The following is a 26,357-nucleotide window of genomic DNA, read 5'->3' on the forward strand; positions in this document are numbered from 1 at the left end:
TGAGTTAAATCCCACTTCATCGGTTGAGTTGGCAGGCATGGGCACATTTCTCCCACCGAGGGGTTAACCCGCCCGCCCGCAAAGCTGAGTTATCGTATATCCAAAGCTGAAGCCTCGAGTTTTCTATCTTGTTACAGCTTCGCTTCGACCGGTGCAGTCCGTGCTTCGCTGTCACTATTCCATCAGGTATTAACGGTAAGCACAAACTATTACTTGAATTAAAATCTATGTTATCTGCGATAGATATCGTGTTAATTGCATAAAGTATGCACGAATAGGGCTAATCTTAAGTAATTTACTGAGATCTACATTATTTTTGGCAAGCTTTTAACTTATGCTCGCCACAAATCGTGGCCCTACTCCTCCGTCCCCGCGGACCAATTCGGAGGAGACATGTCATGTTGCTCATTCGGTCCGATCTCGAATTCATTCTCTCCCAGATTCTCCAGAGCGAGACGCACACGCCGATCAATGATCCCTCCCTGCCGTTCGGCCTTCGAACGGTCAACGGCTACGGCAACAGCATCGTGTCCGGACAATACGGCTATGGCGCCGCGGATCATGTTTTCCCCCGCCTGACCGATGCTGAATTCCGCGCGGCCGAGAACGGGACGTCATACGAACAGGTTCTGAAAGATTCGACTGTGATGGATCCGCAGCCGCGTATCATCAGCAATCTGATCGTGGATCAGAACGGGGAAACCAATCCCGCTGCACGCGCCGCCGACGGGAACGGAGACGGTCTGATCGTAAACGTGGCGCCCGATGCCAATGCTGCGCCGTTCAATCAATGGTTCACCCTGTTCGGCCAGTTCTTCGATCATGGGCTCGATCTCGTCAATAAAGGCAAGAGCGGATCGGTGATCATTCCGTTGCAGCCGGACGATCCGCTCTACGTGGCCGGCAGCAATGAAAACTTCATGGTGCTGACGCGAGCGACCAATCAGCCGGGCCCCGATGGAATCGTCGGCACCGACGATGACATCCACGAGCACACCAATCAGACCACGCCGTTCATCGATCAGAACCAGACTTACACGTCACATCCTTCGCATCAGGTGTTCCTGCGCGAATATGCGCTCGATGCCGGCGGCAAGCCCGTCGCCACTGGGGCGTTGCTCGATCATGCCGGCGGCGGCCTCCCGACCTGGGGCGATATCAAAGCCCAGGCCAGAGCCATGCTCGGCATCAATCTCACCGACGAGGACGTGACCAACATCCCGTTGCTCGCGACGGACGAGTACGGCCAATTCATTCGCGGCCCGAACGGCTTCGCTCAGCTTGTCCTGCCGGGTCCGGACGGACTTGCGGGCACGGATGACGACGTTCTGGTCGAAGGCAATCCTTCGGCTCCTGTCGACACGACAGGCGCCACCCATACAGGTCATGCCTTTCTCGATGACATCGCGCATGATGCCATTCCGACCGGCAAGGTTGCCGATGGCGACCTCGAGGTCAGCCTCGCCAATCTCGACGGCTCGGATACGAGTGGTAATTACGACAACGAACTTCTCGATGCGCATTTCATCACGGGCGACGGGCGCGGCAACGAGAATATCGGCCTGACGGCGGTCCATCACATCTTCCACGCCGAGCACAACCGGCTTCTCAATCATATGAAGGATCTGATCCTCGCCGAACTGCCCTCCGATCCGGATTTCGTGCGCCAGTGGCTGCGGCCGGGAGCAGATCTGAGCGACGGTATTCAGGCGAGCGAATGGAACGGCGAGCGACTCTTCCAGGCTGCCCGCTTCGGCACCGAGATGCAGTATCAGCACCTGGTGTTCGAGAATTTCGCGCGGCGCATCCAGCCCAAGATCGACGAGTTCGAAGCACATGACGTCAACATCGATCCTGCCATCACGGCGGAGTTCGCGCACACGGTCTATCGCTTCGGGCATTCCCTGCTGCGAGAGACCGTCGACCGCATCGATGCCAATGGCAACCTCGTGGATGCGGACCCCAACACGGCGGGCGACCAGCAATTGAGCCTCGTGAGCGCGTTCCTGAATCCGGTGGCCTACGCACAGCGGGGCGAGTCCGGCACTGCGGCGGCGGAAATCGTCCGCGGCGCGACCAAACAGGCCGGCAATGAGATCGATGAATTCGTGACCGACGCCCTGCGCAACAGCGTCTATGGGCTGCCGCTCGATCTCGCGGCCATCAATCTCGCGCGCGGGCGGGATACGGGCATTCCTTCTCTCAACAAGGTGCGCGAGCAATTCTTCGACGGAACCGGAGACGCCGATCTCAAGCCTTATGAAAACTGGGCGGAGTTCGGCGGCAACATCCGTCATCCCGAGTCGCTGATCAACTTCATCGCGGCCTACGGCATTCATCCCCTCCTTGATCAGACAACGACGGCGGCGGAGAAGCGTGCCGCCGCCACCGCGATCATCGAGGGGCGAGATGACGATCCCGCGACCCCTGAAAACGAAAGTGCCGCTCCGGATACCGACTTCCTGAATGGCACCGGCGATTTCGCAGGACGCGAGACAGGCATCGACGATGTCGATCTGTGGATCGGTGGTCTTGCCGAAAAACCCCTGGCATCCGGCGGCCTTCTCGGTTCGACATTCAACTTCGTCTTCGAGACGCAGATGGAGAACCTGCAGAGCGGAGACCGCTTCTATTACCTGTCGCGCCTGGAAGGCACCAACTTCCTGACGCAGCTCGAAGGAACGTCCTTTTCCGAACTGGTGATGCGCAACACCGGCGCGAAGCATCTTCCCTTCGATGTGTTCTCGGTGCCCGCCTATACGATCGAGGCCGGTGATCCATCGGCCGACCCGGCGGGCGGTTCAGGCAAGGTCGTCCGAAGCGACGGTTGGGTGTCCTATGAAGGCACGGCCCATGTGGTCATGGGCGGAACCGAGCGGAACGACCAGATCCGATCCGGTGCCGGGGACGACACGCTCTGGGGCGACGGCGGCGATGATGTGCTCGTCTCAGGTGTCGGGGACGACGCGCTCATCGGCGGCGATGGCGACGACCGGATGTCGGGCGAGGATGGCGACGATTTCTTCAAGGGTGCGGGCGGCAACGACACCATGGAGGGAGGGCGTGGAGCCGACCTGCTCGTCGGCCTTGAGGGCCGGGATCGCATCTCGGCCGGTGCCGGCGACGATGAGGTCTTCGGCGGCCTCGACAAGGACCGGATCGACGGCGGCAGCGGCGACGACGACCTGCTCGGAAACGAAGGCGACGACTGGATCAAGGGTGGCGAAGGCAACGATCATCTGGTCGGCGACAACGGCAATTCCTTCAGCGGTCCGCTTGCGGATTCCGACACGGCCGCCTTCTCCGGTCGCTTGCGCAACTACACGATCAAGCACAATGCCGACGGTACGTTGACCGTCACCGACAAGGCGGGAGAGGACGGGACCGATACTCTCGAGAACATCGAGAAGCTGCAATTTTCGGATCAGTCGGTTCTCGTCGATGACGGATTGGCCTTCAAGGAGCAGTCCCCCGCGAATTCCGCAACGCAAGACTCCACTGCCAATTTCGCAGACGTCGTAGCTGCGTCGGAGGACGTGCAGCCGAACTCAGGCACTGCGAGCGGTGAAGCCGGTGCTCCGGATCTGTCGCACTCGGAGCCCAGCCCGCAACCGCTGTCGTTCAGTCAGGGCGATCTCATTCTGACCTGAGCGGATTGAGCGGCGCTGTACCGAGACGCTGCGGAGCCGCCGCTACGCCTGTAGTGGCGGCTCCGCTGCATTATTGGGCTTGGCCAGAGATCGATTAGCCCAGCATAGCTTCCTTGCGCAGGAATGCGGGAAGCTCGGAGGTCTTCGGACGGCTCTGCTGCAGCTTGGCCGCGTGAACGGCAGCGGCGAGGGCGGGCAGGGCGACGGCCTTGAAAGCCGGGATGGAGCGGGCGGCGTTCTGTTCGCCCGGTCGGAGATCACGGTTTGAAGCGTGCTGGGTCATGGATCCTCTCTGGAAATCAGGCTGTCATTGCAACCTGCCCTTATGATCCGGCTGCCTGTGACTGCTTTGGGGCAGACCTGTGATCATGTGCTGGCTTGGCTGCAAATGAACCACTCAAGGTGAACCAATGCTTAACGCTGCAACATTCCTGCCGAGGCAGCGGTCGGTTCGTCAGCATTCTTGATGGACCGGGCTGTGGGGCTCGGGCGCAGAGCCAGGATCGAGACCAGGATGAGGGCGCCGATCATGCCCACATGCTCGCCGGCCGTATGAAGCGCGGTGATCGCCCGTTCGCCCTCGAGGCGCCAGAAGGCGTGGACGATCAGGATCGTCAGGAAGGTGAACACCCCGAGGGCTCCGGCGCCGAGCCAGGTCCAGCGCTTCGCGATGATGAGGGCGGACCCGGTCAGTTGGACGACAATCGTGAGGCTGTTGAAAAGCCAGGCCGGATCCAGGCCGAACTGACGCATCTCCGCCACGCCGCTCGGGAAATCCAGCAGCTTGATCAGCCCGCTGGCCCAGAACGGAAAGGTGAGCAGAACCCGGGCGACGATTTCCGTTCCCCGGCTCGAGAGCAATGCGTCGATCCAGCGTGGCGTCACGGTGGCTTCCCCTTATTGACGTTAGGACAGGCAAGTCTTCTAGGGCCAAGCTTCGTTACAAGCTGTGCGCACCCGCACGTTTTGCAAAAGCCTCGCCATCCTTCAGTCCCGTCTCGTAGGCTTTGCGGATGCCGGCCGGATTGGTGATGTCGAACTGCCCGATCGAAATGGGTTCGGATGGCTGGATGTAGGTGCGGCCCTTCACGTTCGGAAATGCGCGATAGAGGCGCGAGAGGATGACCAGGGTTTTGCCTCCCTGCTCTTCGATCGGAAGCAGGGGCTCCGTCGGCACGTTGTCGACGAGCCCGCCATCGAGCGCCACCATGCCGCCGACGAGGCCGACCGGCATGAAGGGCGGCACGCTGGCGCTCGCCATGAGGGCGGCGGACAATTCCGCGGGCGAGGTCAGGTCCTGCACGCGGATGAATTCCGGACGAAACCCCAGGGCGCGCCCGCCGCGCGGATGAACCGGGGAGCGCCATTTCTTCTCGATCTGATAGGTCGCAAACCCCAGCGGAACGGCGAGCGAGAGAGGCAGGTGGCGCGGCTTGCGGGCGAGCCCGATCAGGATGCTCGGACCCTGCTTCAAGCGCTCCAGGGCATTCTCGTCGATGATCGCTTCGATCAGACTGCGATACATGAGCGAGACAGGCCAGGGCGAGCCTTCGCTGCGCCAGGCGCGCCATTCGAAATTGCGTCGCCCGAGGCTGCAGCCTTCCGCCACCATCTCATTGACGCGTCGTCCGAGCCCAAGGAGGCTGTAGCAGGCGGACCAGGCGCCCGCGCTCACGCCGACGACCATGGCGGGCGTCAGGCCGAGCAGGGGGGCCGCGGCTTCCCAGAAGCCGCCCTGCCAATAGCAGCGGTTGCCGCCGCCCGCGAAAGCGACTGCGTCGAACATCGACGGTTCTATCGCTGCTTGGGGGAGGGAGCGTCTTCCTCGGCCCGCGCCCGATCCCGCCAGGCCAGAACGATGCGCTCGAGATCGGCCAGATCTTGAGCCGGGAGGGTTCCGAGCGTGCGCATGACATAGGCACGCTGCGCGGCAATTCCGCGGTTGGCCAGATCGCGACCCTTCGAGGTCAGGTACAGGGCATTGGAGCGCCGGTCCCCGGGGATCGAACGCCGCTCGACGAGTTCGGCTTCGACCATGCGGTCGAGAAGCCCCGAGACATTGCCCTTGGTCACGTAAAGGCGCTCCGCCAGTTCCTGCTGGCTCATGCCCTCGCGCTCCGTGAGGGTGGAGAGCAGATCGAACTGCGGAATCGACAGGCCCAATTCTTTCAGTTCCGCAGCGACCGCGTTGGTCGCCCGGCGGTTCAAGCGGATGAAGCGAAACCAGATCCGCAAGGGATCGGCGGTCTCGACGGGAGCAGGGGCGGGTGACGGCATCAAAGGCTTTGGACTCCTGATACGAGCAATAGTTTATATTGAAACCATTTCGTCCGTCACCCCTCTCGGACAGGGGTAGCGGGTGTTTACCAAGAAATTGCCTTGGATCCGTGAACGCAGGGCAGCTTGCCGCGCGATATGTTCTATTGTTGACCTTCCGTGGTAAGGATGAGGCACTATGCCGCTGAAGGTTTGATATGACCGCCTCTCTCCATGCCGACGGATCGCTCCCCGCATCGCAACGCTCACCCATGTCCTTCTCAGGACAGGGCCGCGAATTCCTGAGGCTTCTGATCACTGGAAGTCTTTTCCAGATTCCGACATTCGGGTTTTATCGCTTCTGGCTGATCACCAAGTTGCGCCGCCACCTGTGGGCCAATACTCAGATCGAGGGCGAGGCATTCGAGTATACCGGCACGGCCAAGGAACTGCTCATTGGTTTCCTCGTCGCCCTGGCTGTGCTGGGGCCGCTCTATCTTGCGTACGCCATTCTCGGTGTCATTCTCGAGGAGCAATATGCGTTCGCCAGCGTGCCGCTCGTCGTCATTATGTACGTGCTTGCTCATTTCGGCAGTTATCGCGCCCGCAAATACCGCGCGAGCCGGACGGTGTTTCGAGGCATACGGTTCTGGATGAAGGGATCGGGCTGGCCCTATGCCTTCAGGGCCGTCCTGTGGGATCTCTCAACGTTTCTCACCCTCGGTCTCGCGCTGCCATGGGCGATGGCCTCGCTCGAACGCTACAGAATGCGCAACACATACTTCGGCAGCGTCCAAGGCGATTTTGCCGGGACGGGTTGGTCTCTTTTCAAACGCGGTTGGTGGGTCTGGGCGCTTGGCCTCATCGGCCTGGTCGGCTTCGCGTTGCTTGCCTTTGTCCTCAGCAAACTTTCAGTCGGAAGAGGCGAGACGGCGTTACAGGTCATTCCCTTCCTGCTGATCCTGGTCGGCTTGGCTCTCCTGCCCTTGGCCATGGCGATCTTCACCCGCTGGCACATCGATGGCTTGCGCTTCGGCGATGTCACTGTGGCAAGCAGCTTCCGAGCCGGCACTTATTACGGCTTGTTCTTCAAGCTGATCTTCTCATCTCTCGGCTTCCTGCTGGCCTTCAGCCTCGTGGCCGGATTGCTGGGCTTTCTCTTCGCCACTGTCTTCAAAGGGGTGATGACGGTAGCTGAGGGCCTTTCCTGGGCTTCGGTGAGCGCCGGCCTTCTGGTGGCCATCGGCTATCTCATTGCGTTGCCCGGCCTCGGCGTCCTTCAACGCTATTTCCTCGGGCGGGGCCTGTGGGCTGCTATCGTGACTTCAACGGCGATCACCAATCTGCAGTCGATCGATGCGGCAGTGGCGGCTGGCGAACCGGCCGGCGTTCTGGGAGAAGGACTGGCCGACGCTCTCGATTTCAATGTCGGCATATGAGGTCGGTCATGGTGGATGCGGTGTTCTATGACGGCGAAAGCGCCCGTCGAAGAACGGTTTCCCTGAACATTGCCGCGTCCGCCATCGATATTCACGAGGGCCGCGAGTGGATCGCTTCCTGGCCTGTCGCGGAGGTGAGACAGCGGGAAGCGTCCAATGGCGTCCTGCGGCTCACGCGCAGCGGCGTATCCTCGCTTGCACGACTTGATGTCACCGATGCGGAGCTCCAAGCCGCCATCCGCCTGAGCTGCCGGCATCTCGATGACTCCGACCGACGCGAACGGACGGGGCGGATCCTGTTCTGGTCCGCTGCGGCGACCGTGTCGATTCTCCTCTGCGTCTTCCTACTGCTCCCCATCCTGGCCGAGCGGCTGACGCCCCTCATTCCAATCTCCTACGAGCGCCGGCTTGGAACAGCGGTCGACAACCAGGTGAGGGCTATCTTCAGCGGGAAGATCTGTGAGGAGCCTCGCGGTCTTTCGACATTGAAGGTGCTCACGGCACGCCTGCAGAAGGCGCAAAATCTGCAGGTGGATGTCGATATTGCGGTTCTGGAATCGAAGGTTCCGAACGCCATCGCTCTGCCGGGCGGGCGGATCTATCTATTCAAGGCTCTTCTGGACAAGGCGGAATCTGTCGATGAGATCGCCGGCGTGCTGGCGCATGAAATGGGTCATGTCGCTCATCGCGACGGGCTCCGCAAAATGATCCAGGCCGGCGGCACATCCTATTTGCTCGGATTGTTGCTGGGCGATGTGACGGGCGGGGGTGCCATCGTCCTCGTCAGCCGCTATCTCATCGACAGTGCCCATTCACGCGAGGCGGAAGCGGCTGCGGACGATTTCGCCGGAAGGACCATGGCGGCTCTGGGGCGTCCGGCTTATGCGATGGCCCTGCTGCTCAAGCGGATCGAGGGCGACAGGACGAGCGATGGGAACGATTTTGCGATCCCGGCTTTTCTGTCCACCCACCCCGTCACCGACCAACGGCTGAAAGCTTTGGAAAAACAGGTGCTGCCCCACCAAGGCGAGCCGCTTCTTAGCCAAGAGGAGTGGCGCGCGCTCAAAGAGATTTGTAAGACGACCTGATGCGCCGTCTCATCATCGAAGAACCAGTCTCCCGCCCGGCTAAGTGGTCTCCCACGCTCGCATGGTTTGCGCTCGTCGTGACCGTGTTCGCGGTGCTGCTGATCCGCTTCAACCGGATCGACTATCAAGCGGGCTTCATCGCGCTCGGCGCGGGCATCACCATCGCGCTCCTGGCCGTGGGCATGTCCTTCGTCGGCTTCGTCCGAATCTGGCAGGAGGGGCGTCAGGGGCTGGGAAGCGCCATCAGGGGGCTTTTCCTCGCGGCGCTCGTCCTCGCCTATCCGGGCTTCATGGCGCTCAAGGCCGCGACGCTGCCGCCGATCGCCGATATCAGCACCGACACGGACGACCCGCCGGCCTTTTCCCGCTCCCGAGCCGCACTCCAGGCCCGTGACGGCCGCGTCCCTCCCGATATCCCGCCGGAGGCGCGCGAGATGCAGCGGGCCTCCTATGTGCAGATCGCGCCACTCACCCTCGATATCGGTCCGGACGAAGCCTTCGCCATCGTGCAGAAGGCGGCTCAGAATCTCGGCTGGCAGGTGATCGAGGCCGTGCCGCCCGGCGGGCGCGTCGGCCTGGGGCGGCTGGAGGCGGTCGACCGTACGCGCCTGCTCAAGATGCCGAGCGATATCACCGTGAGGGTCCGCCCGCGCGTCGACGGCACGCGCATCGACATCCGCTCGGCCTCCCGCTTCGGCAGCCACGATCTGGGCGCCAATGCGGGGCATATCCGCGACTTCCTCGAGGAAGCCTCGAACCTGGCGATTGCGGTGCGTTAACGGACGATTCCCTCTCACGTCATGGCCGGGCTCGTCCCGGCCATCCCGATTGTCTCGATCGCCGCGCCTCCCATCATCGGGATCACCGGCACAAGGCCGGTGATGACGAGAGAGTAGGCACAAGTCACGCGAGCCGGTATTCGCTGTCCAGGGCAGGGATGCCGTCCACGACCGCCTGTCCCTTGGCGACGAGATCTTCCAGATGCGCGAAGACCGAGAGGCCTGCGGCTCCGACCAGGGCCGGATTCAATCCCTGATAGATCGCGGCCACGATCTCGGGGATCGTTCGGTCGCCGGCCTTCAGGCGGTTGAGGATCGAGGTCTCGCGCTGGCGCCGGTGATGGATGAGGGCCCGGACGAAACGCCGGGGCTCCTGCACCGGGCCGCCGTGACCGGGCCAATAGAGGGTTTCCCCGCGGCCCTTCAGCTTGTCGAGGGAATCCATGAAGGCGCTCATCGATCCGTCGGGCGGCGCGACCACGGTCGTGGACCAAGCCATCACGTGATCGCCCGAGAACAAGGCCTTCTCCTCCGGCAGCACGAAGGCGAGGTGGTTGGCCATGTGACCGGGTGTGGCGAGCGCCTCCAGGGTCCAGCCGGGACCTTCGACGGCATCGCCCTCGCGCAGTTCCCGGTCGGGCGCATAATCCTTGTCGGAACTGGCCTCGAGGAAGTTGACCTCGCCGGAAAACAGAGGCCGGGCGCTATGATGGGGCGCACAGCCGACGATCTCGGCCCCCGTGACAGCTTTCATGGCGCGGGCGGCGGGCGAGTGGTCCTTGTGGGTATGAGTGACGAGGATGTGGGTCACCGTCTCGCCCCGCACCGCGTCGAGAAGCGTCTCGATATGGCCGGGCACGTCCGGCCCCGGATCGACGATGGCGACGCTCCCTGAGCCGACGATATAGCTGCAGGTGCCCGTGAACGTGATCGGGCCGGGGTTGTTGGCGACGATTCGGCGGACGAGAGGGCTCACGCGCACGCATTCGCCCGACCGGGCAGGAGGGCGGATGTCGAAGGTGAGATCGTCGGCCATGCGGGAATCCTCAGGGATGCGGCGGGGAGCATCTGGCGCTTCCTAGAGCATCGGACTCAAAAGTGGAGTCCACTTTTGGATCTGTCCGGCGCTTATGCTCTGCGCTGGCGCATCGCGCGGAAAACCGGTTCCACCTTTCCGCACGATGCGCCAGCGAACCGCAACCCGGCCGCAAGGGTTCTATTCCTCTCCGGAATATTGGACTAATGGGTGTCCACAACACCCGGAAATGCTCGAACCCGCAGCTTGAGGCACGGGCCGGACCTCCCTATAAGGCTTCATGAGCCGCCGCGCGAATGGCGGAAGGATCTGGAGATTCAATTCATGACGACCGGCGTCTCTTCGCTGTCTTCTCCGTCGACCCTCGTTGGCCTCCTGTGGCCGTCCCGGGACGATGCCCGCTTCGCTGCCCTTCGCGCCATCGTGCTGATGGTGGTCGGCACGGCGCTTCTCACCGTTTCGGCCAAGGTCCAGGTGCCGCTGCCTTATGTTCCCATGACGTTGCAGACCCTGGTCGTGCTGCTCATCGGCGCGTCCTACGGCTGGCGCCTCGGCGGTGCGACTGTTGCTCTCTATCTGCTTGAGGGCGCCATGGGCATGCCTGTTTTCGCAGGCCCGGCAGCTGGTATCGGCTACCTGATGGGTCCTACCGGTGGCTTCCTCCTCGGCTTCCTGGCTGCAGCCATCGTAATGGGCTTCATGGCCGAGCGCGGCTGGGACCGTTCTCTCCTGCGCGTGGTTATTATGATGAGCATCGGCCACGCCGTGATCTTCGCCTTCGGTCTGGCGCAGCTGTCCCTGGTCATGCCCTTCGCGAAGGCCTGGACCGTGGGTGCCGCTCCTTTCGTGGCAGCGACCTTCGTGAAGACCGCGCTGGCCGTGGCCCTGATGCAGGCGGCCTGGTCCGTGACCCGCCGCGGCGGCAAGGCCTGATCGGGCCGTCACGATCAAGTCTTCCGGAAGCCGCCTTCGGGCGGCTTCTTCGTTTTTGCGACCAGATCAGGCAATCAGGCAGGTGTCGATCGCGACATCGCGCAGAAAAGCGCACCCGGTTTTCCGCACCAACGCTGCGCCGCCTAAGGGATTGAGCATCGAAACGGATCCCAAAAGGGGAAACCCCTTTTGGGATCCGAGGCTCTAGCCGACCGAATGCACCAGCTTGAGCTTAGGCTTAGATTTGGCTGTGCCGTAGAGGAAGGTGATATCCGCCCATTCCTCATCGCCGCCGACTTCCTCGAGGCGGTAGCCCATCTGTTTGGCAATGGCCTCGACCTGACTGAGGTTCGACCGTGCGATCCAGCGGGAAAATTCGCCCAATCCCTGATCCATCAGAACGGCAATCATGCCGATCTCGACGCCTTGATCGAAGTCCTCGCTGCGGCCGGGAAAACGCAGCCGCAAACCGTCATCCAAGTGGATATGTCGCATAATGGAAAGCCCCCAAATCACCCTTTCCGGGCACCTTTTGTTGGAATGTATCAAGAAACGCCTACAGCGGGAAGGCGGCATGGACGCGCATCTCAATCGTCCCACCAGACGCAAGGGGGAACCCGCCCGGCAAGCCGCTCATTAGCCCTGCGATCGTCCGAACAGGAGGGCTCCCATGGCCGAACGCAGGATCACCGCCTTCTTCGACACCTACGACGAAGCCGCGCGGGCGGTGGAGCGGCTGGAGGCAGCTCATATTCCAAATTTCGAGATCAGCTTCGTCTCCAACAACTTCAACGATGCCTATACGCATCACACGACACGCTCGTTCGACAAGGAGGAAACGTCACACGAATTCGCAGGAGCAACGGCCGCTGCCGGCACGATCGCCGGAGCCGGAGCCGGCCTCCTGGCAGGACTCGGCACAGTGGCCGTTCCGGGCTTCGGGCCTGTGATCGCAGCGGGATGGATCGTCTCGACCCTCGTGGGTGCCGGTGCCGGGGCTGCCGTGGGTGGCCTCGCGGGAGCGCTGGCGGATGCCGGTCTCAGCGATGAGGACGCTCAGAATTATGCAGAAGGCGTTCGCCGTGGCGGAGCGCTCGTGACCGTGAAGGTCGACGAGGCGCAGAGGGACAGGGTGGTGAAGATTCTCGACGACGAGGGCGAGATCGAGCCGAGCGAAGAGGAGAGGGCGGCTGCGAGGGAAGAAGATGAGGCTCCGGCGCCTCCCATCGGCGCTGCTGCTTCCACCACCACTGGCCTGACGACGGATCTCATGCCGATTCCCTTCGACGAGGATGCCGACGATCATACGCTCCACGTCGAATTGGAGGACGAGCGCCTTCGCCGCCCGACGGGTACGAGGTCCGAATAGGAAAGGGCGAGAGACATCTTCTGCCTCTCGCCTTCCACGTCTTCACGTCACTTTATTAAGCCGCGCGACCGTTGCGCAGAAAGCGATCCAGGCTCCATGCGCCGCCGCCGGCCGCCGCGATGAACAGGAAGACGAAGCAATAAAGAATGGCTGCGTCGCCGCCGTTCAGAACGGGGTAGACGCTGCGCGGAGCATGGGCGATCCAATAGGCTGCGGCCATCAGACCCGAGAGAACGAAGGCGACCGGACGCACGAACAGGCCAGGAACCAGGAGCGCTCCCCCGAGAATTTCCAGAACACCTGCAATCCAGGGCAGGCTGAAGGCTGCCGGTCCAGGATTGGGAGAGACCGGGAAGCCGAGAAGCTTCTGCGTGCCATGCGCCATGAAGATGAGCGCGGCAACGATGCGCAGAATGCTGAGAAGGCGCGGCGCCCAAACGGTCTCAAGTTGAGTGGTGTTCATCAATTGGTCTCCAGGCTGGAAGAATACAGCGGACGGCTTGGCCGATCCGCCAATGAGCGCAATCCCGATACAAGTTCAGCTTGGAACTTCCCACCCCCTCGAAGCGCAGCTTCCGGTAACGAATTGCTTACCACGTTCCCAACACGGTTTGATCCAGCGCAGGCCTCAGGCGTTTCTCCTACGCCAACAGAACGGGAAGCTTTCATGACCATCCTCGATCCCAAGACCGGTCAACTCGTCACCATCAATCTCACATCCAAGCCGCGCCGCGCCTGAAGCGGTTTCACAGTATTTCTCCGATTTTTCAGCGAGATTTTATTTCACAACATCATAAATATTGTCCTTCTCCCTCTTTTTTGATCTTCCTCTCCGCTGATCAGACGTGAAAAGCGCCTTAGTTAACTTCCAGCGGCATGGGTTCGTGACCTAACGCACATCGCGAGCGTGACATCTTGTCGATAGTTCAAGGGCCGGAACCGTTGCTCCGCAAAGGCATTGGCTAGCAGGAATGGATTCATTCGGGCGCCAAGGCCAAGGTTTGTTGGCAGATTGATCAGCAGCTGGAGCGTTGGCGCTCTACATTTTTTGAAGAGATCGAAAGTTGAGGAGAGTCGAATGGCTCTGACGGGACGTTTTAATCTTCGCAAAACCATGACCGGCCGCATCGTCCTGCAGGTCGAGGAGGAGGTGACGGGCTTCTGGAGCCGGATGTTCGGCAAAGCCAAGCTGCATCGCCGCTGGCGCGATGCGAACGTGCTGGATCTCGCTGCGCCGGAGCTGAGGAGCCTCGTCGATCTGCGTTTCCGCCCGCGCTACATGCCTCAGACCAATGAGACCCCGCAGGACTGGCCGAAGTCTCCGCGTCAGCTCGAGGCGATTCCGGCCCAGACTCTCCACTATGAGACTTATCCAGAAGACGGGCGCTTCTCGACGCATTGAGCGGCCATTGAAGAACACGTTCGAGGAACCGACCCATTCGGTACAAGTTCAAAACTTCTACAGTCGGATGGGAGAGTTTCATGGGAACACGTAGCTGGGCGGCGTTGGCGGCCATCGCGGTTGTGGTCGTGGCAATCTTCTTCGCCCTTCGCGGAACGCATTCCGACCCTGAGAGAGCTCCCGGTCGAGCAGCCAGTCAAGAGACGATCAAGCCTATCCCGTCCAGCCCTGATACGGTCACTCCACGCTAGGATTTCGGTGGCAGGTTCCTATCCCTCTTGGCTTCTGGCTGCCTGCACCTGCTCCGTCGTTGCCCGAAATCCTCGGCCGCCGTCAGTCCCTGGTTCCGACGAGACCCTGACCCAGGATTTTGCCGCTTTCGCCTTCCGGCCGTTGAAGAAGATGTCCCATACGGCGAGAGGACGTCTCAAAGATGTGTCAATGGCCGGGGAAACATTGCGGGCTCTCGCGCGTCCGATGCACGTAGGCTGAAATCGGGGACTTCCAATGATCAGGTCGTATGGCCCCGCAATCGCTGGGATCTTGCTCGCTGGACTTGGGCCTGCGTTCGCCGAGCCCGGCCCTCGAGAGAGACAGTGCATGGTGGGAGAACGGCGAGTCGATGGCGAGTGCCGTCCCTTATCGCAGGGCTCTGGCGGTCGAGGAGATCAGGGCAATACAGGGAATCGAGGGGATGCCAGCAGATAGCCGGGCCACTCCCACCCCACGGGTTGGACCATGAGCTTCGAGATAGCAGCGGTGTCGCGGGAGTAGGTCATTGGGAAGGGTATGAAACGAGGGGATGAAAGCTGCCCCTCGTGTTCACCGATGATTCACGGGCATGCATTCGTCCTAAGCTATCGGTCACCCAATCATGCTCCCGATCGGGCCTAAGGTCCTAATGATGCAGAACTCTTCACCGCTCGATCACCCTCTCTGATTAGCTCTAACTTTCCGGAGCGGCGTCCCAGTTTCGCTATGGTTTGCTGTTGTCCTGAAGCAGGGGCATTCAGTGCTCCAGGATGTCTCCGGATCCAGGATGTCTCCGGTATGACGCAAAGTACCGAGAAGAATGGATTGGATAGCGAGAACCCTTGCGGTTCCCGCAGTTCCTCTCCTGTCGCTGTGCGGATCGTGACGGTCCATGAACTCGACGGATTGCAACCACATTTGGCAGCTTGGGATCATTTGGCCTGGGAGTCTCCACAGGCGCTTGCGACCATGCTGCCTGCATGGGCAGAGGCTGTCTTCCGCCATGGTCTCTGGCCCAACTGTCGATGGACCTGCTGTTTTGCTTATGCGGGCGAAAGGCTTGTGGGCGTTCTGCCGATCATCGTGACGCCGCATCCTGTTCTTGGTCAGCGCCGGCCCATCCTGCGCACCAACGGCAAGCTGACACCGTCCGGCGATCTCCCTCTCGCACCTGACTGCGCAACCGAAGCGTTTCGGGCCTTGCTGGTAGAGGTCCGTCGTCAAGTGCCGAACTATTGCGAACTCAGTCTTCCAGCCGTGCGGCAGAACTCGCCTGTCTTCATAGCCCTGCAAGACGGGATGGATGGACATCTCGTCATCCGCAGCGCGCGCAAAAGGTTCTCCCGCCTCGATGTGACCGGTCGCTACGAGGAATATATCGCTAAACTGGGCAATATACGCAAAAACCTGAAACGGTATGGTCGCAAGCTCAAGGATCGTGGGAACGTCACCGTCGAAATCAGGCAAGGAGCGGATGCGAAGGCCGATTTCACGCCGGAGTTCATGGCTCTCGAGGCTTCGGGGTGGAAGGGACGCTACGGGCGAGCCATTCTCGCCCACGTAGATTCCATTGCCTTTTACACCGCACTTATCGAGAATTTTGCGGCGCAGGACCGTCTGGAGTGGCACCTGATCTGGGTCGACGCCATTCTCGTGGCCGCGCGACTGATCCTGAGATGCAATGCAGCACTTATGCTTCTGAGGTATGCCTTCAATGAGGACTTCGCCGAGTGCCGGGTCGGCACGCTCCTCAATGAGGCAACCTTCAAGGATGCTTTTGCCCGGCCTGAAGTCCATGAGCTCAATCCGATGAGCAAGGCGCAGGCACATGCCTTCTGGCACATGTCTGACGAGGAATATGTAGATATTCATCTTGTGCGCCGTGCTGCTGTGCCAATGCTCTTTCAATTGCCTCAGGTCTTGCTGCGAGCGGCGTACTGGACCCATGTTCGCCCGCGCGTGCCGGAGGCGGCAATACGGGTCTATCGCAGGTTCCGACGCAGGGGCGGCCTCAAACCGCGACGGGCTGCAGAGGTGATACGCTGACAGATCTCGGCGCCCTGCTACTTATGCCGCTGAGCGCGCAACGATCATCACCCGGATCTCCGCAGACAGGTCGAAAGGTCTCGGAAGGCCATTTTATGACAGGCTGTGCGAGAGACGGCCAAGCCATTACGGGCGGGTTCGGGTCCCCGCGGTGCACAGAGGCGTGACCGATGAGGCGCGCTATCAGCGGCCAGCGCCCGTATGAAGGAAGAGGTAAACCCCTATGACTGCGCCGATAGCGATGAGAACGGCAATGGCAGACAGAGTGGGCCAGCCAATTCGGGTTTCCCGAGCCAAGCGGTCTTCCACCTCGTGTCGCTTCTGATCTAGCGCCACATCCGTCTCATTGTGCCCGTAAACCATTGCTGCCCCACCAGAGATGGCACGTCTCCGGCAAGGTCCGACAGGTGCACTCTTGTTTCCAATTTTACGACAGCCGCATATGCTGTGGCGACGTCCATAAGGGGGTAGAGAGGTGTGGCAGTACGTCGTGCCGAGGGCATGATGAGGCTGAACAAGGGATGCTCCCCGGTTGATAGCTACAGGTCTACGGCATTGGAGCGCTGATGCCCCGCTTTCTCTTCGACGTCTATGATGGTGAACGCTTAGTTGCCGACGAGGCTGGATGAGAGCTTGACGGCATGATGCGGCCAAGCTGGACGCTCGGAAGGCTCTCCCTGGTATGGCAAGAGATGCTCTCTCGGGCGGTCACTTTCGCGCCTTCGTCGTGAAATCAGAGATAAAACCGGGCAAGGAGTTATGCGGTTAGCCCTCTCCCTGGTCGTCAAGGAAGGCGCTCTCGACGATTGGGCCTCCGGATGGCGGTTAAGTTTTCTCCACCAAGTGGAAAGGGTTTGTCGGGTGGCGGACGCTCTGAACCGTGACGTGCCGATCCCCCAGATGCTTCGTCCTGTCCCGATAGCCGATAGCCTTTCGCAAGATCGATTTGATGTGTTCTTTCACAACTGCTTGGCCGGTGTTTACCTCAGCAGCAACCTCGGCGTTCTCTTTCCCTGCTTGCAACAGAAGAAGAATTTGCGCTTCTGGATCTGACAGGCTGAAGCTCTGAGGGTCGTTTATGTTTGCAGCGGATAGCGCTGTGTCTTTCCCTAGGTACTCAATTCTTGTGCTTACCTTGGCCATGGCTCCCCCATACCTCGGGAGGTAACCCTCGGTAAGGGTTTGTCTCTTGGACCTGAGGAAATTGCTATAGCGATTCGGGAGTACGGTCTGGTTCTTCTACCTCGTCCGAGCGCCAGTCGGTTATGCTGACAGCATAGGACGAACGAGAGGCAAAGAGAAAGCCGCGCCCAGCTTTGCGCCGTGCTCAAGCCAGATTTCAGGATTCAGGCATAAAACACGCTCGCAGCGCGTTCCGGCAGTTCTTGTGAATCAAACTTGGGATTAGCTACGGTCACAGATAGGCGCAGCGGTTTGAGGGGAACAGACCCCGAAACCATTTTATGTTTCTGTCGGGGAGGGTCCCGTTTTTCGGCTAAAGAATGGTCGGAGTGGCAGGATTTGAACCTGCGACCCCCACGTCCCGAACGTGGTGCGCTACCAGACTGCGCTACACTCCGACACCGAAAATTCTCGGGAGGCCGGTCTTATAGCGGTGAGGGGGGAGCGCCGCAAGGGGAGAATTGAACCTTTCTCGCAGATATATGCCCCCTCGCAAAACGGTGTTGCCAGCCGCGTTCTTGCCGATTATGTACACGCCACACCTATTGGGGCGTCGCCAAGTGGTAAGGCAGCGGTTTTTGGTACCGCCATTCCCAGGTTCGAATCCTGGCGCCCCAGCCATCCCTCCTAAGCCTCTGAAACCTTTGCAGATCGCTCCAGCTGGAGAGCTTTGTGCCCCAGTGGGACACGCGCCTGCGGCACAGGTCTGGGACACGGAGGGCTGCACGCGCCGGTGGTGTCGAATCTGGAGCGGCGAGGGGCCGTTTACTATTGGCGGCGTAGAATGCCGCCGCAGCTTGCTCGGATCGCCGGGCAGACGCACCTTAAGATCAGCCTGCAGACCAAGGAGCCGGCACATGCCCGATTCCTCGCCGCCCATTTGGATGCCACCGCGGCACACGTCTTCATGTCAGCAGATCCCCGCTTTATCACGAAGGAGCAACTCACCGAACTGTTTCGGCAGGTCTTTGAGCAGCACCGAAACAAAGTTGCTTTGATGGCCGACTTCAGTCGCCAGGAAGCCGGGTTCGATCCGGCCCTAGAACCGGTGGATGATCAGGGGATGGGATGGGCCTATCGGGCGATCGCCAAAAATGGAGTTGCAGCTCGGGTCGGGGAGGGGGACCGGCTCGCCATGACCGAAGCAGGAATTGATGCGCATGGGATCGCTTCGATTGAGCTTACGCTCGCTGCAATGCAGCACACGGGCGTGGCCAGACCGTCTCGTTGCGCAGTTTCAAGTTAGGGCTATAGGTGAGAAATGATCTTTGAGGATCTGCTTCCTACGCGGCTCCGATATTTCGGCAAGCAACCGATGACAGGGTTCCACCGCCATTTTTTACATCGTTATCCTGGGTGAGCCTAACGTTGCCTGCTTTAGGGCGGTCACAGCCTACTCAACTGAAAACCATTCTTCTTCATCGGAAGCCACCTTCGCACCTCCAAGAAATCTGTCTCGTTTCAGGTGCGGGACATCCATCCCCAATTGCTCGATATCGCACGCTTGTGAGGCTTGGAACTGCGGGCAGTAGGTGGTACACAGTCCAAAGCGCCGCAGGCGAGTATTCATTGTTTTTCAGGTAGTTAGAAAAGGTCGGGCCGTAGCTGAGTATTCTGGCCGCACAGGTTGAACCGCCAAGCACGTTAGTGAATGTCCTCCGCCTCACCCCAAGCCTCGATCAGCTTCTCCACAATAAAACCTGGACTGCGGGCAGCTCTCAAGATCGGAGCTTCCTTTCGCATGATGAGATCAATTGCACGGGGAAGTTCATGGGCAATCTCAGGGTCGATGATGACAGCGCCATGGCGGTCGGCGTGAACGAGATCATTGGGTTTAATCCTCAACCCGAAGACCTCCACCGGACACTCAAACTCCTCGATTCGGACAAAGGCATGGCTCGGGCTGAGCGAGTCGGCCAGGATCTGAAATCCGGGATCGACGGCGCCGAGGTCGCGCATCGAGCCGTTGGTCAGAACTCCCTGAGCTCCCAGGCCTTTATGAATTGCTACGTTGACCTCACCCCAGAACGCGCCGAGCCCGGGACGGGGATCGACATCCTGCAAAACCACGACGGCAGGGCTAGGTTGGGTCGCGACATATCTGTAGTAGGCGATCCGGCGAGCCCTCAGAGCCTCAGGTGAGTCTTCGCTTGGCTGCGAGCTACGGATCAGCCCCGTGCGGGCGTAGCCTACGATGGCAGGCAGATTGGGATGAGCAGCGAGAACCGGCCGAGTCGTGAAGCCCTCCGCTGTTCGGCGGCCGAGGGCGAGCTCGATGGCGTTGCACACCGTCGGCGTATCAACAGCCGTCAGGGCAGCAAAGACTTCGGAAGACAGCACCTGTTCCATTTCCAAGCTTTCCTACGTCAATCCGTTGTCATCGAAAGGCCTCTACAGCCTCAAACGACATGGTCCCAGATATCGTCCTGCGGCTCGTAGCCGATGAGCCGGCAGGTGGTCTCGATATCCCATGGCATGCCTCGATTGGCCGACATGCCGTTGACCACGATCCCAGGCTGCGGCCAGGCTTCCGCATCGGCGAGAAGCGCCCGTTCCATGACGGCCGCGAAGTCCCGGTTCGAGAGCCCATGTTGCGAAACCACCGCAGGTCGCGTTCGGTGTCAGGACCTGTGCTCTCCTCCGCGCCGGGCAGGCCAGATGTGTCGATCGTCTCCAGCCTGTTCTCCCCCGGCTGGCACCAGCCGATCCGAGCGCACACGCTAGTCAGGCCCCCCGAGCGATGCGCCTCAGCGAAACGTGCTCTCTCGCCCATCAGTTTCGACGCTGCGTAGGCGAAGCCCTGCACCATCTCACGGCCGCTGAACCAGCGCGTTCCCGGACCTGGCCGCAAGACCGTCGTCAGAGCACCTGCGGTCAGACCATCGCACAAGGGCGGGTCCTTGTATTGACCCATTACATGATTAGACGAGGCGAACACGACGCGGCGCGTCCCCGCCCGAGCAGCGGCGGCCAACATGTTGAGCGTCATGTCGAAAGACGCACAGGCGTCGCTCCATGGCGCATCGGAATAACGATTCTGGGCTGCGAAATGAACCACGGCATCAACCCTGGCCAAAGCTTCGCGCCACCCTGTTTCGGATGGATCTGTGAGATCAGCGGTGACCCATTCCACCCGGTCCAAATGCGCTGCCGCGGATCGCCGTGGCATCCTGTGGTCGTGCGCGACGATCCATTCACACCAGTCCCCCGCCAGGAGATGGCTGATCAGCTTCTGTCCGAGATTGCCTCCCGCGCCTGTAATGAAAACAGTGCGGACAGGTTTGGATTGGCTCATGGCGTAGCTGGCTCTCCGGAGTGATGTTTACTACTCACCGTACTACCCTAGCGTCCTCCGCTGATGTCTGTAATGGACTGCAGCATCTATCATGACCCTGAACCGCAGGCGGGCTGTAATCTGCCCGGCGAGTCTACGCACGTCTCAGAGAGCAACCACATGCGTTTGGCCCCAAAAAGGATGGCGATGGAACCCAAAGCAAAGGAGGGTCAATCCTTAGAAATTGACGCGGTCACCTCCTTTGAGTGACAGCATATTGCGTGCATCGTCAGGGGTAGCGATTTCCAATCCAAGTCCCTCGATGATCTGGCGCGCCGCTTTCACCTGCTGCGCATTCGATTCCGCAAGTTTGCCCGGGCCGATCCAGAGCGAATCCTCCAGACCGACGCGGACATTGCCCCCCATGGCCGCCGCTTGGGCCGCAATGGGAAGCTGGTTCTTGCCGGCACCGAGCACCGACCATTGGTAATCATTTCCGAACAGCCGGTCGGCCGTGCGCTTCATGTGCGCCACGTCCTCGGGATGCGGGCCAATGCCGCCCAGAAGACCAAACACGCTTTGGACAAAGAGAGGCGTCTTGATGAGACCACGGTCCACGAAGTGAGCGAGAGTGTAGAGATGGCCGATGTCGTAGCACTCGATCTCGAAGCGGGTGCCATTCTCGGCGCAGGTCGTGAGGATGTACTCGATATCGGAGAACGTATTGCGGAAGATCCTGTCACGCGATCCTTCCAGGTACGGTTCCTCCCAATCGTACTTGAACTCTTTGAACCGGTTGAGCATCGGATAGAGCCCAAAATTCATCGAGCCCATGTTGAGGGAGGCGACCTCGGGCTTGTAATGAGCCGCAGGGCGCACCCGCTCCTCAACGAGCATGGTCGGCGCACCGCCCGTCGTGATGTTGATGACGCAGTTGCTTCGCTGCTTCACCACCTGGAGGAACGGGGCGAAGGCTTCCGGCGACTGATCAGGCTTGCCGTTCTTCGGGTCTCGCGCGTGAAGGTGCACGATCGCAGCTCCAGCTTCCGCGGCGCTGATGGCGGCCTCCGCGATCTCCTCAGGCGTGATCGGGAGATGAGGAGACATGGAAGGCGTATGGATCGCGCCGGTCACGGCGCATGTTATGATGACTTTGCGAGCCATGGGCTTGGTTCCTCTCGGGAGATCACTGATCTGGTTGCGACTTCTTGTGGGCTTTCAACGCAGCCAAGCGTTTGTCCCGCCAAGCAGAGCGCTGTGCGAGCTCATCGGGTCCAGGCACTTCGCCCCAGGTCTCCAGGATTCGGCTCACATTCTCCTTGTCCCAGACATGAGGCCTAGCGGCATCCTCAGAGAGACTCCGGTAGAAGCCTGTATAGCGGTTACAGTAATCGGCGATGCCACCAGGTGCGTTGAGCTCGATGGTTCCAAAGGGACCAAGGAAGGACCAGCGCAAACCGAGACCGTCCTTGACGGTCTTATCAAGATCCTGCGGGCTCACCACGCCCTCGCCGACGAGCCGGAATGCCTCTGCCAAGAGTGCACCCTGGAGCCGGTTCAGGACGAACCCCTCGACCTCGCGGTTTACGACAATGGGCACCTGCTCGACACTCTCATAGATTGTTCGCGCCCGAGAGACTGTCTCGGGGGCAGTCCAGGGAGCTCCGCACAACTCAACGACTGGCACGAGATGAGGTGGGTTAACGGGATGGGCTACGAGGCAGCGGGCGCGACCCGACAGCCCTTCGGTGAAGTGGGACGCGACAATCGCGGAGGTCGAAGAGGCAAGAATGCAGTCTGGTGGCGCGAGCCGGTCGAGCTCCGCGAAGATGAGCCGCTTGGTCTCGACGATCTCGGGGCCGTTCTCCTGAACGAGGTCGGCTCCACTCACAGCCTCCGCGAGTGAGGATACTGCCACGACGTGAGCTGATGCATTTTCAGGGTTGGCAACGAGGCCATGCCTTGCGAGCTCCTCGAGGCCCTCGCGGACGAGGGTCGGTGCCTTCTCAAGCGTCTCGGGGTTTGGGTCAGTGATGCGCACGTCCCAGCCGGCCCGCGCGAAAACGATCGCCCAAGAACGGCCGATCAGCCCCGCACCAATGATTGCAGCACTCGGCATTCGGTAATCTCCCTCAAGGCTCACAGCCATAGGACCTTGCGACGGAGAGCAAGATCGTCTCGCAGATCCTTCGATGAACCGGTATGGATCACCCGCCCACGTTCAAGTGCAACGGTCCTGTCGGACAGGGCGAGTGCGAGGTCCAGGTGATGGTCGACAATGATGATCGAAACCTCATGGCGGAGCTTATCGAAACTTTCGAAAAGTTGCTCGATGACGGTTGGAGCAAGACCCTCGAAGGGCTCGTCCAGGAGCAGCACCTTGACGTCGCCCGAGAGGGCGCGTGCGACCGCCACCATCTGCTGCTCGCCGCCGGAGAGGAAATCCGCCGGGGTGTCGAGCCTCTCACGAATCCGCGGGAAGTACTCGAAGATCTTGTCCAGATCCCACCGGACGCCATGGCCGGTTTCTCGCTTGAGCCGTCCGAGCTCAAGATTCTGGGCCACAGTCATTCCGGCAAAGAGTCCGCGCCCCTGCGGCACATAGCCAATTCCCAGACGCGCGATCTCAGAAGACGGACGGCCGGCGATCTGCTGGCCATCAAGCCTGATCGAGCCTGAACCGGGCAGTGCAATGCCGATCAGCGTTTTGAGCAGGGTCGACTTGCCGGCGCCGTTGCGGCCCAACAGAGCCAAGATCTCATGCTGGCGCACATCGAAGGACACGTCGGTCAGGACATGGCTCTTGCCGTAGAACGTATTGACCTTCTCTACGGCGAGCAGGGTCGCCGCTCCGACAGCGCTCTGCCGAGGCTTCGCCGCAATGGTCGCTGCGCCGGAGCCGATGTAGATTTCTTGGACTTTCGAGCTGGAGCGAGCATCCTCCACCGTCCCGTCAACCAGCACTTGACCCGCATTCATCACCGTGACGGCATCGGCGATCTGGAACACGCGATCGATGTCGTGCTCGACGAGAAGCATCGGGACGTCCGCAGAAATGCGCTTGATGATGTCGCCGATGCGCTGGCGCTCAGCGGCGGCCAGACCGGCGAGCGGCTCATCAAGCAGCAGCACCCTCGGTTTCGTGGCAAGCGCTAGGCCCATGTCCAGGAGTCGCTGCCCGCCATATGAGAGGGCGCCCGCTTCGGCCCTTTCGATGCCGGCGAGTCCGAGATAGCGGATGACCGCTGAAGTCTCGGCTTCGATCTGCTTGATTGATCGCGCGGCCACCCACGGATTGAAACGCTGCGGGTGGCGGGCCTGTACGGCAAGGCGGATATTCTCTTCGACGGTCAGGGCCGGGAAGAGGTTCGTGATCTGGAACGAGCGTCCGATGCCAGCGTGCGTGATTGCTTCAGGGGAAAGTCCAGCGACGGACCGCCCCTGGAGGAGGACGTCGCCTTCGTCAGGCGTGTAGTACCCGGAAATCAGGTTGAAAGCCGTTGTCTTTCCGGCGCCATTGGGCCCGATCAAGGCACGGAGACTGCGGTCGTGCACGGCGATGTTGACCGACTGAACGGCCTTGAGTGCGCCAAAGCTCTTCGTAATGCCGCGAGCTTCGAGAATGACGCCCTCCGCATGGCTGGTCGGCTTGAGAAACGGGGGCAGAGGCTCGTCGGTCAGGGTTCGGCCTGCCATGGCGGCTTCTTCCGTCACCCTGGCCCGGAATAGAGCTGTTATGCGCTGCGCGACCTCGACCAGTCCCGTTGGCGAGAGAACGATGAACCCGACGAAGAGGATGCCGAAATAGAGCAGCCAGTGCGGGGTCCAGATCGACAGGAACTCGCGGAACAGAATGTAGAAGAGCGCTCCCAGGGCCGGCCCGAGAAAACTGCGCATTCCGCCGATCACCACCATCGCGATCAGCTCACCAGAGAAGGCGACGGAAAGGGGCTCGGCTGAGGCGAAGCGATGGTTGAAGACCGAAAGGATACCTGCAATGCCCACTACCGTGGCGGACACAACGAACCCGAGAAGCTTGTAGCGATTGGTCGGATAGCCGAGAAAGCGGGCGCGTTGCTCGTTCTCTCGGATCGCCACCAGCACGCTCCCGGCGGGCGAGCTGTGGAAGCGCAGCAGGGCAAAGCAGACGGCAAACGCCACCGCCGCCGCGAACCAGTAGTAGGTCCAGTCCGAACTCAGATCGAGGCCGATCGCGCGGGTGCGGACTACGCCGCCGAGCCCGCTCTCTCCACCTGTCAACGCCGTCCAGCGGTAAGCGACTGCGAAGAGCATGGCCGCCAATGCCAGTGTCAGCAGGGAGAAGTAGACGCCCCGGCGCCGCAGGATGAGCGCACCGAGGAGCGAAGACGCTCCAGCGATGGAGACGATGGCGAAGAGAGCCGGAAGAACAATACCGTCTGGAAACCAGTGGATCTGGCTCAAGGCCGCCGCGTAAGCCCCAAGCCCGAACCAGACGCCGTGCCCGAAGGAAACGAGACCGGTGTAGCCGACCAGAACGTTCAGGCCGAGGCAGGCGATGGCGAACACCACCACGTCGATCGACGAGCGAAGCGGCAGGCCGATGGGGTCGAGGATGAAGGGCAGCAGCATGAGTGTTGCCGCGGCTGCGAGGAGAGGCCAGTAATTCGTGCGCATCGATCTACTCGAATTTCTGGATGCGTTCGCCGAGCAACCCGCGTGGCCGCAGAAGCAGCACGAGAGCCATCAGCAGGTACATTGAGGCTTCGCCGGCGGGTGGGAAGAAATAGATCGTGAGGCCGCGCACTACGCCTACGAGTGCGGCGGCGGCGATCACGCCCCAAAACGACCCGAGCCCACCGATGACCACCACCACGAACGCGGCTGTCAGAATCTCCGCCCCCATAGCAGGGTGCACTCCCGAAATCGGGGCCAGCAGGACTCCGGCGAGACCTGCGAGTCCGATGCCGAGCGCGGCGACGGCTGTCATGTACGGCTGAAGCGAGATGCCGAGCGCTCCCACCATGTCTGGGTTTTGCACTCCGGCCCGGACCACACGGCCAAAGGCGGTGCGATAAACCAGGAACCAAGTCGCGATGACAGCTGCGAGCGCCACCCCGAAGATGATGAGACGGTAGCGCGGATAGATGAAGCTGCCGAGAAAGACCTGCCCCCGGAGAGCCGTGGGGATGGAAAAGGGCAGGGGAGCCGCCCCGAAAATTATCCGCAGGCTCTGCTCGATGATCATGGCAAGCCCAAAGGTCAGAAGCAGGCTGAGAATGGGGTCCGAGCGGTAGAACCTTCGAAAGAGCAGGCGCTCAATGACGACGCCCAAGAGCGCAACGAGCAAAGGAGACGCGACGAATGCGCCGGAAAATCCAATCCTGGATGTCAGCGTCACGGCAAGATAGGCGCCAACCGCATAGAACGCGCCGTGGGACAGATTCACGATTCCGCCCAGGGAGAAGATCAGCGACAGGCCGAGGGCGATCAGCAGATAGTAGGCGCCCACCAGAAGGCCATTCAGCACCTGCTCAAGAAGAAAGACGAACGCCACGCGAGACTCCCTTTCCGGTCATTGGAGGCGGCCTCCCGCGAGGAGCCGGAACTGAGGGGATACAGAATGCCGTGCTTCCCGGTGGGCCGGAACGGCGGTCAACCGTTCGGCCCAA

The 26,357-nt window shown here is 60.9% G+C and carries 24 protein-coding genes, 2 tRNA genes and 1 pseudogene; 11 read left to right on the forward strand and 16 right to left on the reverse strand.

The features are described 5' to 3' along the window. Positions 1–398 precede the first annotated feature (398 nt). A complete protein-coding gene (locus ACD578_RS02150) occupies positions 399–3,650 on the forward strand; it encodes a peroxidase family protein (RefSeq protein ID WP_404290449.1) in 3,252 nt (1,083 codons plus the stop codon). Positions 3,651–3,744: 94 nt separating this feature from the next. On the opposite strand, the gene ACD578_RS02155 is transcribed toward ACD578_RS02150, so the two are convergent. From ACD578_RS02155 to ACD578_RS02170, 4 genes are all read right to left on the reverse strand, one after another. Beyond that, on the reverse strand, positions 3,745–3,933 hold the full coding sequence (locus tag ACD578_RS02155; protein WP_404290451.1) for a hypothetical protein: 189 nt from the start codon (positions 3,931–3,933) through the stop codon (positions 3,745–3,747). Positions 3,934–4,064: 131 nt separating this feature from the next. Then, the gene (locus ACD578_RS02160) at positions 4,065–4,535 is read right to left on the reverse strand and encodes a DoxX family protein (RefSeq protein WP_404290453.1); all 471 of its coding nucleotides are present in this window, start codon (positions 4,533–4,535) and stop codon (positions 4,065–4,067) included. A gap of 55 nt (positions 4,536–4,590) precedes the next feature. Beyond that, the gene (locus ACD578_RS02165) at positions 4,591–5,436 is read right to left on the reverse strand and encodes a patatin-like phospholipase family protein (protein ID WP_404290455.1); all 846 of its coding nucleotides are present in this window, start codon (positions 5,434–5,436) and stop codon (positions 4,591–4,593) included. 8 nt (positions 5,437–5,444) lie between these two features. After that, the gene (locus ACD578_RS02170; RefSeq protein WP_404290457.1) at positions 5,445–5,927 is read right to left on the reverse strand and encodes a MarR family winged helix-turn-helix transcriptional regulator; all 483 of its coding nucleotides are present in this window, start codon (positions 5,925–5,927) and stop codon (positions 5,445–5,447) included. Between the two features lie 197 nt (positions 5,928–6,124). Here ACD578_RS02170 and ACD578_RS02175 point away from each other — a divergent pair, with 197 nt between their 5' ends. From ACD578_RS02175 to ACD578_RS02185, 3 genes are read left to right on the forward strand one after another with little or no spacing between them, the layout of a single operon-like run. Next, entirely contained in the window at positions 6,125–7,345 is a 1,221-nt protein-coding gene (locus ACD578_RS02175) for a YjgN family protein (protein ID WP_404290459.1), read from the forward strand. Between the two features lie 8 nt (positions 7,346–7,353). Beyond that, positions 7,354–8,433, forward strand: a complete 1,080-nt coding sequence (locus ACD578_RS02180) for a M48 family metallopeptidase (RefSeq protein WP_404290461.1) — start codon at positions 7,354–7,356, stop codon at positions 8,431–8,433. Continuing rightward, the gene (locus ACD578_RS02185) at positions 8,433–9,212 is read left to right on the forward strand and encodes a DUF1499 domain-containing protein (RefSeq protein ID WP_404290463.1); all 780 of its coding nucleotides are present in this window, start codon (positions 8,433–8,435) and stop codon (positions 9,210–9,212) included. The genes ACD578_RS02180 and ACD578_RS02185 overlap by 1 nt, the downstream gene beginning before the upstream one ends. A 124-nt stretch (positions 9,213–9,336) precedes the next feature. Here the strand turns inward: ACD578_RS02185 and ACD578_RS02190 are convergent, their stop codons facing one another. Beyond that, entirely contained in the window at positions 9,337–10,248 is a 912-nt protein-coding gene (locus ACD578_RS02190; protein WP_404290465.1) for an MBL fold metallo-hydrolase, read from the reverse strand. 324 nt (positions 10,249–10,572) lie between these two features. On the opposite strand from ACD578_RS02190, the gene ACD578_RS02195 reads away from it, so the two are divergent. Beyond that, a complete protein-coding gene (locus tag ACD578_RS02195) occupies positions 10,573–11,181 on the forward strand; it encodes a biotin transporter BioY (protein WP_404290467.1) in 609 nt (202 codons plus the stop codon). Positions 11,182–11,385: 204 nt separating this feature from the next. On the opposite strand, the gene ACD578_RS02200 is transcribed toward ACD578_RS02195, so the two are convergent. Further along, the gene (locus ACD578_RS02200) at positions 11,386–11,676 is read right to left on the reverse strand and encodes a hypothetical protein (RefSeq protein ID WP_404290469.1); all 291 of its coding nucleotides are present in this window, start codon (positions 11,674–11,676) and stop codon (positions 11,386–11,388) included. Positions 11,677–11,851: 175 nt separating this feature from the next. Here ACD578_RS02200 and ACD578_RS02205 point away from each other — a divergent pair, with 175 nt between their 5' ends. Next, positions 11,852–12,550: a hypothetical protein gene (locus ACD578_RS02205; RefSeq protein WP_404290471.1), complete on the forward strand. Its 699-nt coding sequence runs from the start codon at positions 11,852–11,854 to the stop codon at positions 12,548–12,550. A 55-nt stretch (positions 12,551–12,605) separates the two neighbouring features. On the opposite strand, the gene ACD578_RS02210 is transcribed toward ACD578_RS02205, so the two are convergent. After that, positions 12,606–13,013 (reverse strand): DoxX family protein, encoded by a 408-nt coding sequence (locus ACD578_RS02210; RefSeq protein ID WP_404290473.1) that lies wholly within the window; start codon positions 13,011–13,013, stop codon positions 12,606–12,608. A gap of 615 nt (positions 13,014–13,628) precedes the next feature. Between ACD578_RS02210 and ACD578_RS02215 the strand changes: the two genes are divergently transcribed. The 3 genes from ACD578_RS02215 to ACD578_RS02225 all read left to right on the forward strand — a co-directional run bounded on the left by ACD578_RS02215 (position 13,629) and on the right by ACD578_RS02225 (position 16,250). Further along, positions 13,629–13,952, forward strand: coding sequence for a hypothetical protein (locus ACD578_RS02215; protein WP_404290475.1), 324 nt, complete (start codon positions 13,629–13,631; stop codon positions 13,950–13,952). A gap of 80 nt (positions 13,953–14,032) precedes the next feature. Then, complete coding sequence (locus tag ACD578_RS02220) at positions 14,033–14,203, forward strand: hypothetical protein (protein WP_404290477.1); 171 nt, start codon at positions 14,033–14,035, stop codon at positions 14,201–14,203. A gap of 874 nt (positions 14,204–15,077) precedes the next feature. After that, on the forward strand, positions 15,078–16,250 hold the full coding sequence (locus tag ACD578_RS02225) for a GNAT family N-acetyltransferase (RefSeq protein ID WP_404290479.1): 1,173 nt from the start codon (positions 15,078–15,080) through the stop codon (positions 16,248–16,250). Between the two features lie 825 nt (positions 16,251–17,075). On the opposite strand, the gene ACD578_RS02230 is transcribed toward ACD578_RS02225, so the two are convergent. Next, on the reverse strand, positions 17,076–17,393 hold the full coding sequence (locus ACD578_RS02230; RefSeq protein WP_404290481.1) for a LuxR C-terminal-related transcriptional regulator: 318 nt from the start codon (positions 17,391–17,393) through the stop codon (positions 17,076–17,078). A gap of 360 nt (positions 17,394–17,753) precedes the next feature. Beyond that, positions 17,754–17,830: transfer RNA gene (locus tag ACD578_RS02235), tRNA-Pro, on the reverse strand. A 148-nt stretch (positions 17,831–17,978) separates the two neighbouring features. On the opposite strand from ACD578_RS02235, the gene ACD578_RS02240 reads away from it, so the two are divergent. Beyond that, positions 17,979–18,053, forward strand: a tRNA-Gln gene (locus ACD578_RS02240). Positions 18,054–18,168: 115 nt separating this feature from the next. After that, complete coding sequence (locus ACD578_RS02245; protein ID WP_404290483.1) at positions 18,169–18,678, forward strand: DUF6538 domain-containing protein; 510 nt, start codon at positions 18,169–18,171, stop codon at positions 18,676–18,678. A 398-nt stretch (positions 18,679–19,076) separates the two neighbouring features. Here ACD578_RS02245 and ACD578_RS02250 read toward each other — a convergent pair whose 3' ends face one another. The 7 genes and pseudogenes from ACD578_RS02250 to ACD578_RS02280 all read right to left on the reverse strand — a co-directional run bounded on the left by ACD578_RS02250 (position 19,077) and on the right by ACD578_RS02280 (position 26,242). Then, positions 19,077–19,781, reverse strand: coding sequence for an RraA family protein (locus tag ACD578_RS02250; protein WP_404290485.1), 705 nt, complete (start codon positions 19,779–19,781; stop codon positions 19,077–19,079). A gap of 50 nt (positions 19,782–19,831) precedes the next feature. After that, positions 19,832–20,035: a hypothetical protein gene (locus ACD578_RS02255; protein ID WP_404294064.1), complete on the reverse strand. Its 204-nt coding sequence runs from the start codon at positions 20,033–20,035 to the stop codon at positions 19,832–19,834. 116 nt (positions 20,036–20,151) lie between these two features. Then, positions 20,152–20,727, reverse strand: a pseudogene (locus ACD578_RS02260) (NAD-dependent epimerase/dehydratase family protein); the annotation flags it as partial. Between the two features lie 216 nt (positions 20,728–20,943). Beyond that, positions 20,944–21,870 (reverse strand): 3-keto-5-aminohexanoate cleavage protein, encoded by a 927-nt coding sequence (locus tag ACD578_RS02265; RefSeq protein ID WP_404290487.1) that lies wholly within the window; start codon positions 21,868–21,870, stop codon positions 20,944–20,946. Positions 21,871–21,892: 22 nt separating this feature from the next. Beyond that, complete coding sequence (locus ACD578_RS02270) at positions 21,893–22,825, reverse strand: 3-hydroxyacyl-CoA dehydrogenase (RefSeq protein WP_404290489.1); 933 nt, start codon at positions 22,823–22,825, stop codon at positions 21,893–21,895. Positions 22,826–22,845: 20 nt separating this feature from the next. Beyond that, complete coding sequence (locus tag ACD578_RS02275; protein ID WP_404290491.1) at positions 22,846–25,362, reverse strand: ATP-binding cassette domain-containing protein; 2,517 nt, start codon at positions 25,360–25,362, stop codon at positions 22,846–22,848. A gap of 4 nt (positions 25,363–25,366) precedes the next feature. After that, a complete protein-coding gene (locus ACD578_RS02280) occupies positions 25,367–26,242 on the reverse strand; it encodes a branched-chain amino acid ABC transporter permease (RefSeq protein WP_404290493.1) in 876 nt (291 codons plus the stop codon). Between the last annotated feature and the right edge of the window lie 115 nt (positions 26,243–26,357).

The organism is Microvirga sp. RSM25 (assembly GCF_044784385.1).
Taxonomy (GTDB): Bacteria; Pseudomonadota; Alphaproteobacteria; order Rhizobiales; family Beijerinckiaceae; genus Microvirga; species Microvirga tunisiensis.

Bases quoted from the DNA above. Each gene is read 5' to 3' on its own strand.
- ACD578_RS02200 (WP_404290469.1), bottom strand. From the start codon at position 11,676: ATGCGACATATCCACTTGGATGACGGTTTGCGGCTGCGTTTTCCCGGC.
- ACD578_RS02170 (WP_404290457.1), bottom strand. From the start codon at position 5,927: ATGCCGTCACCCGCCCCTGCTCCCGTCGAGACCGCCGATCCCTTGCGG.
- ACD578_RS02215 (WP_404290475.1), top strand. From the start codon at position 13,629: ATGGCTCTGACGGGACGTTTTAATCTTCGCAAAACCATGACCGGCCGC.
- ACD578_RS02180 (WP_404290461.1), top strand. From the start codon at position 7,354: ATGGTGGATGCGGTGTTCTATGACGGCGAAAGCGCCCGTCGAAGAACG.
- ACD578_RS02165 (WP_404290455.1), bottom strand. From the start codon at position 5,436: ATGTTCGACGCAGTCGCTTTCGCGGGCGGCGGCAACCGCTGCTATTGG.
- ACD578_RS02155 (WP_404290451.1), bottom strand. From the start codon at position 3,933: ATGACCCAGCACGCTTCAAACCGTGATCTCCGACCGGGCGAACAGAAC.
- ACD578_RS02210 (WP_404290473.1), bottom strand. From the start codon at position 13,013: ATGAACACCACTCAACTTGAGACCGTTTGGGCGCCGCGCCTTCTCAGC.
- ACD578_RS02150 (WP_404290449.1), top strand. From the start codon at position 399: ATGTTGCTCATTCGGTCCGATCTCGAATTCATTCTCTCCCAGATTCTC.
- ACD578_RS02275 (WP_404290491.1), bottom strand. From the start codon at position 25,362: ATGCGCACGAATTACTGGCCTCTCCTCGCAGCCGCGGCAACACTCATG.
- ACD578_RS02175 (WP_404290459.1), top strand. From the start codon at position 6,125: ATGACCGCCTCTCTCCATGCCGACGGATCGCTCCCCGCATCGCAACGC.
- ACD578_RS02205 (WP_404290471.1), top strand. From the start codon at position 11,852: ATGGCCGAACGCAGGATCACCGCCTTCTTCGACACCTACGACGAAGCC.
- ACD578_RS02185 (WP_404290463.1), top strand. From the start codon at position 8,433: ATGCGCCGTCTCATCATCGAAGAACCAGTCTCCCGCCCGGCTAAGTGG.
- ACD578_RS02220 (WP_404290477.1), top strand. From the start codon at position 14,033: ATGGGAACACGTAGCTGGGCGGCGTTGGCGGCCATCGCGGTTGTGGTC.
- ACD578_RS02265 (WP_404290487.1), bottom strand. From the start codon at position 21,870: ATGGCTCGCAAAGTCATCATAACATGCGCCGTGACCGGCGCGATCCAT.
- ACD578_RS02270 (WP_404290489.1), bottom strand. From the start codon at position 22,825: ATGCCGAGTGCTGCAATCATTGGTGCGGGGCTGATCGGCCGTTCTTGG.
- ACD578_RS02250 (WP_404290485.1), bottom strand. From the start codon at position 19,781: ATGGAACAGGTGCTGTCTTCCGAAGTCTTTGCTGCCCTGACGGCTGTT.
- ACD578_RS02230 (WP_404290481.1), bottom strand. From the start codon at position 17,393: ATGGCCAAGGTAAGCACAAGAATTGAGTACCTAGGGAAAGACACAGCG.
- ACD578_RS02195 (WP_404290467.1), top strand. From the start codon at position 10,573: ATGACGACCGGCGTCTCTTCGCTGTCTTCTCCGTCGACCCTCGTTGGC.
- ACD578_RS02190 (WP_404290465.1), bottom strand. From the start codon at position 10,248: ATGGCCGACGATCTCACCTTCGACATCCGCCCTCCTGCCCGGTCGGGC.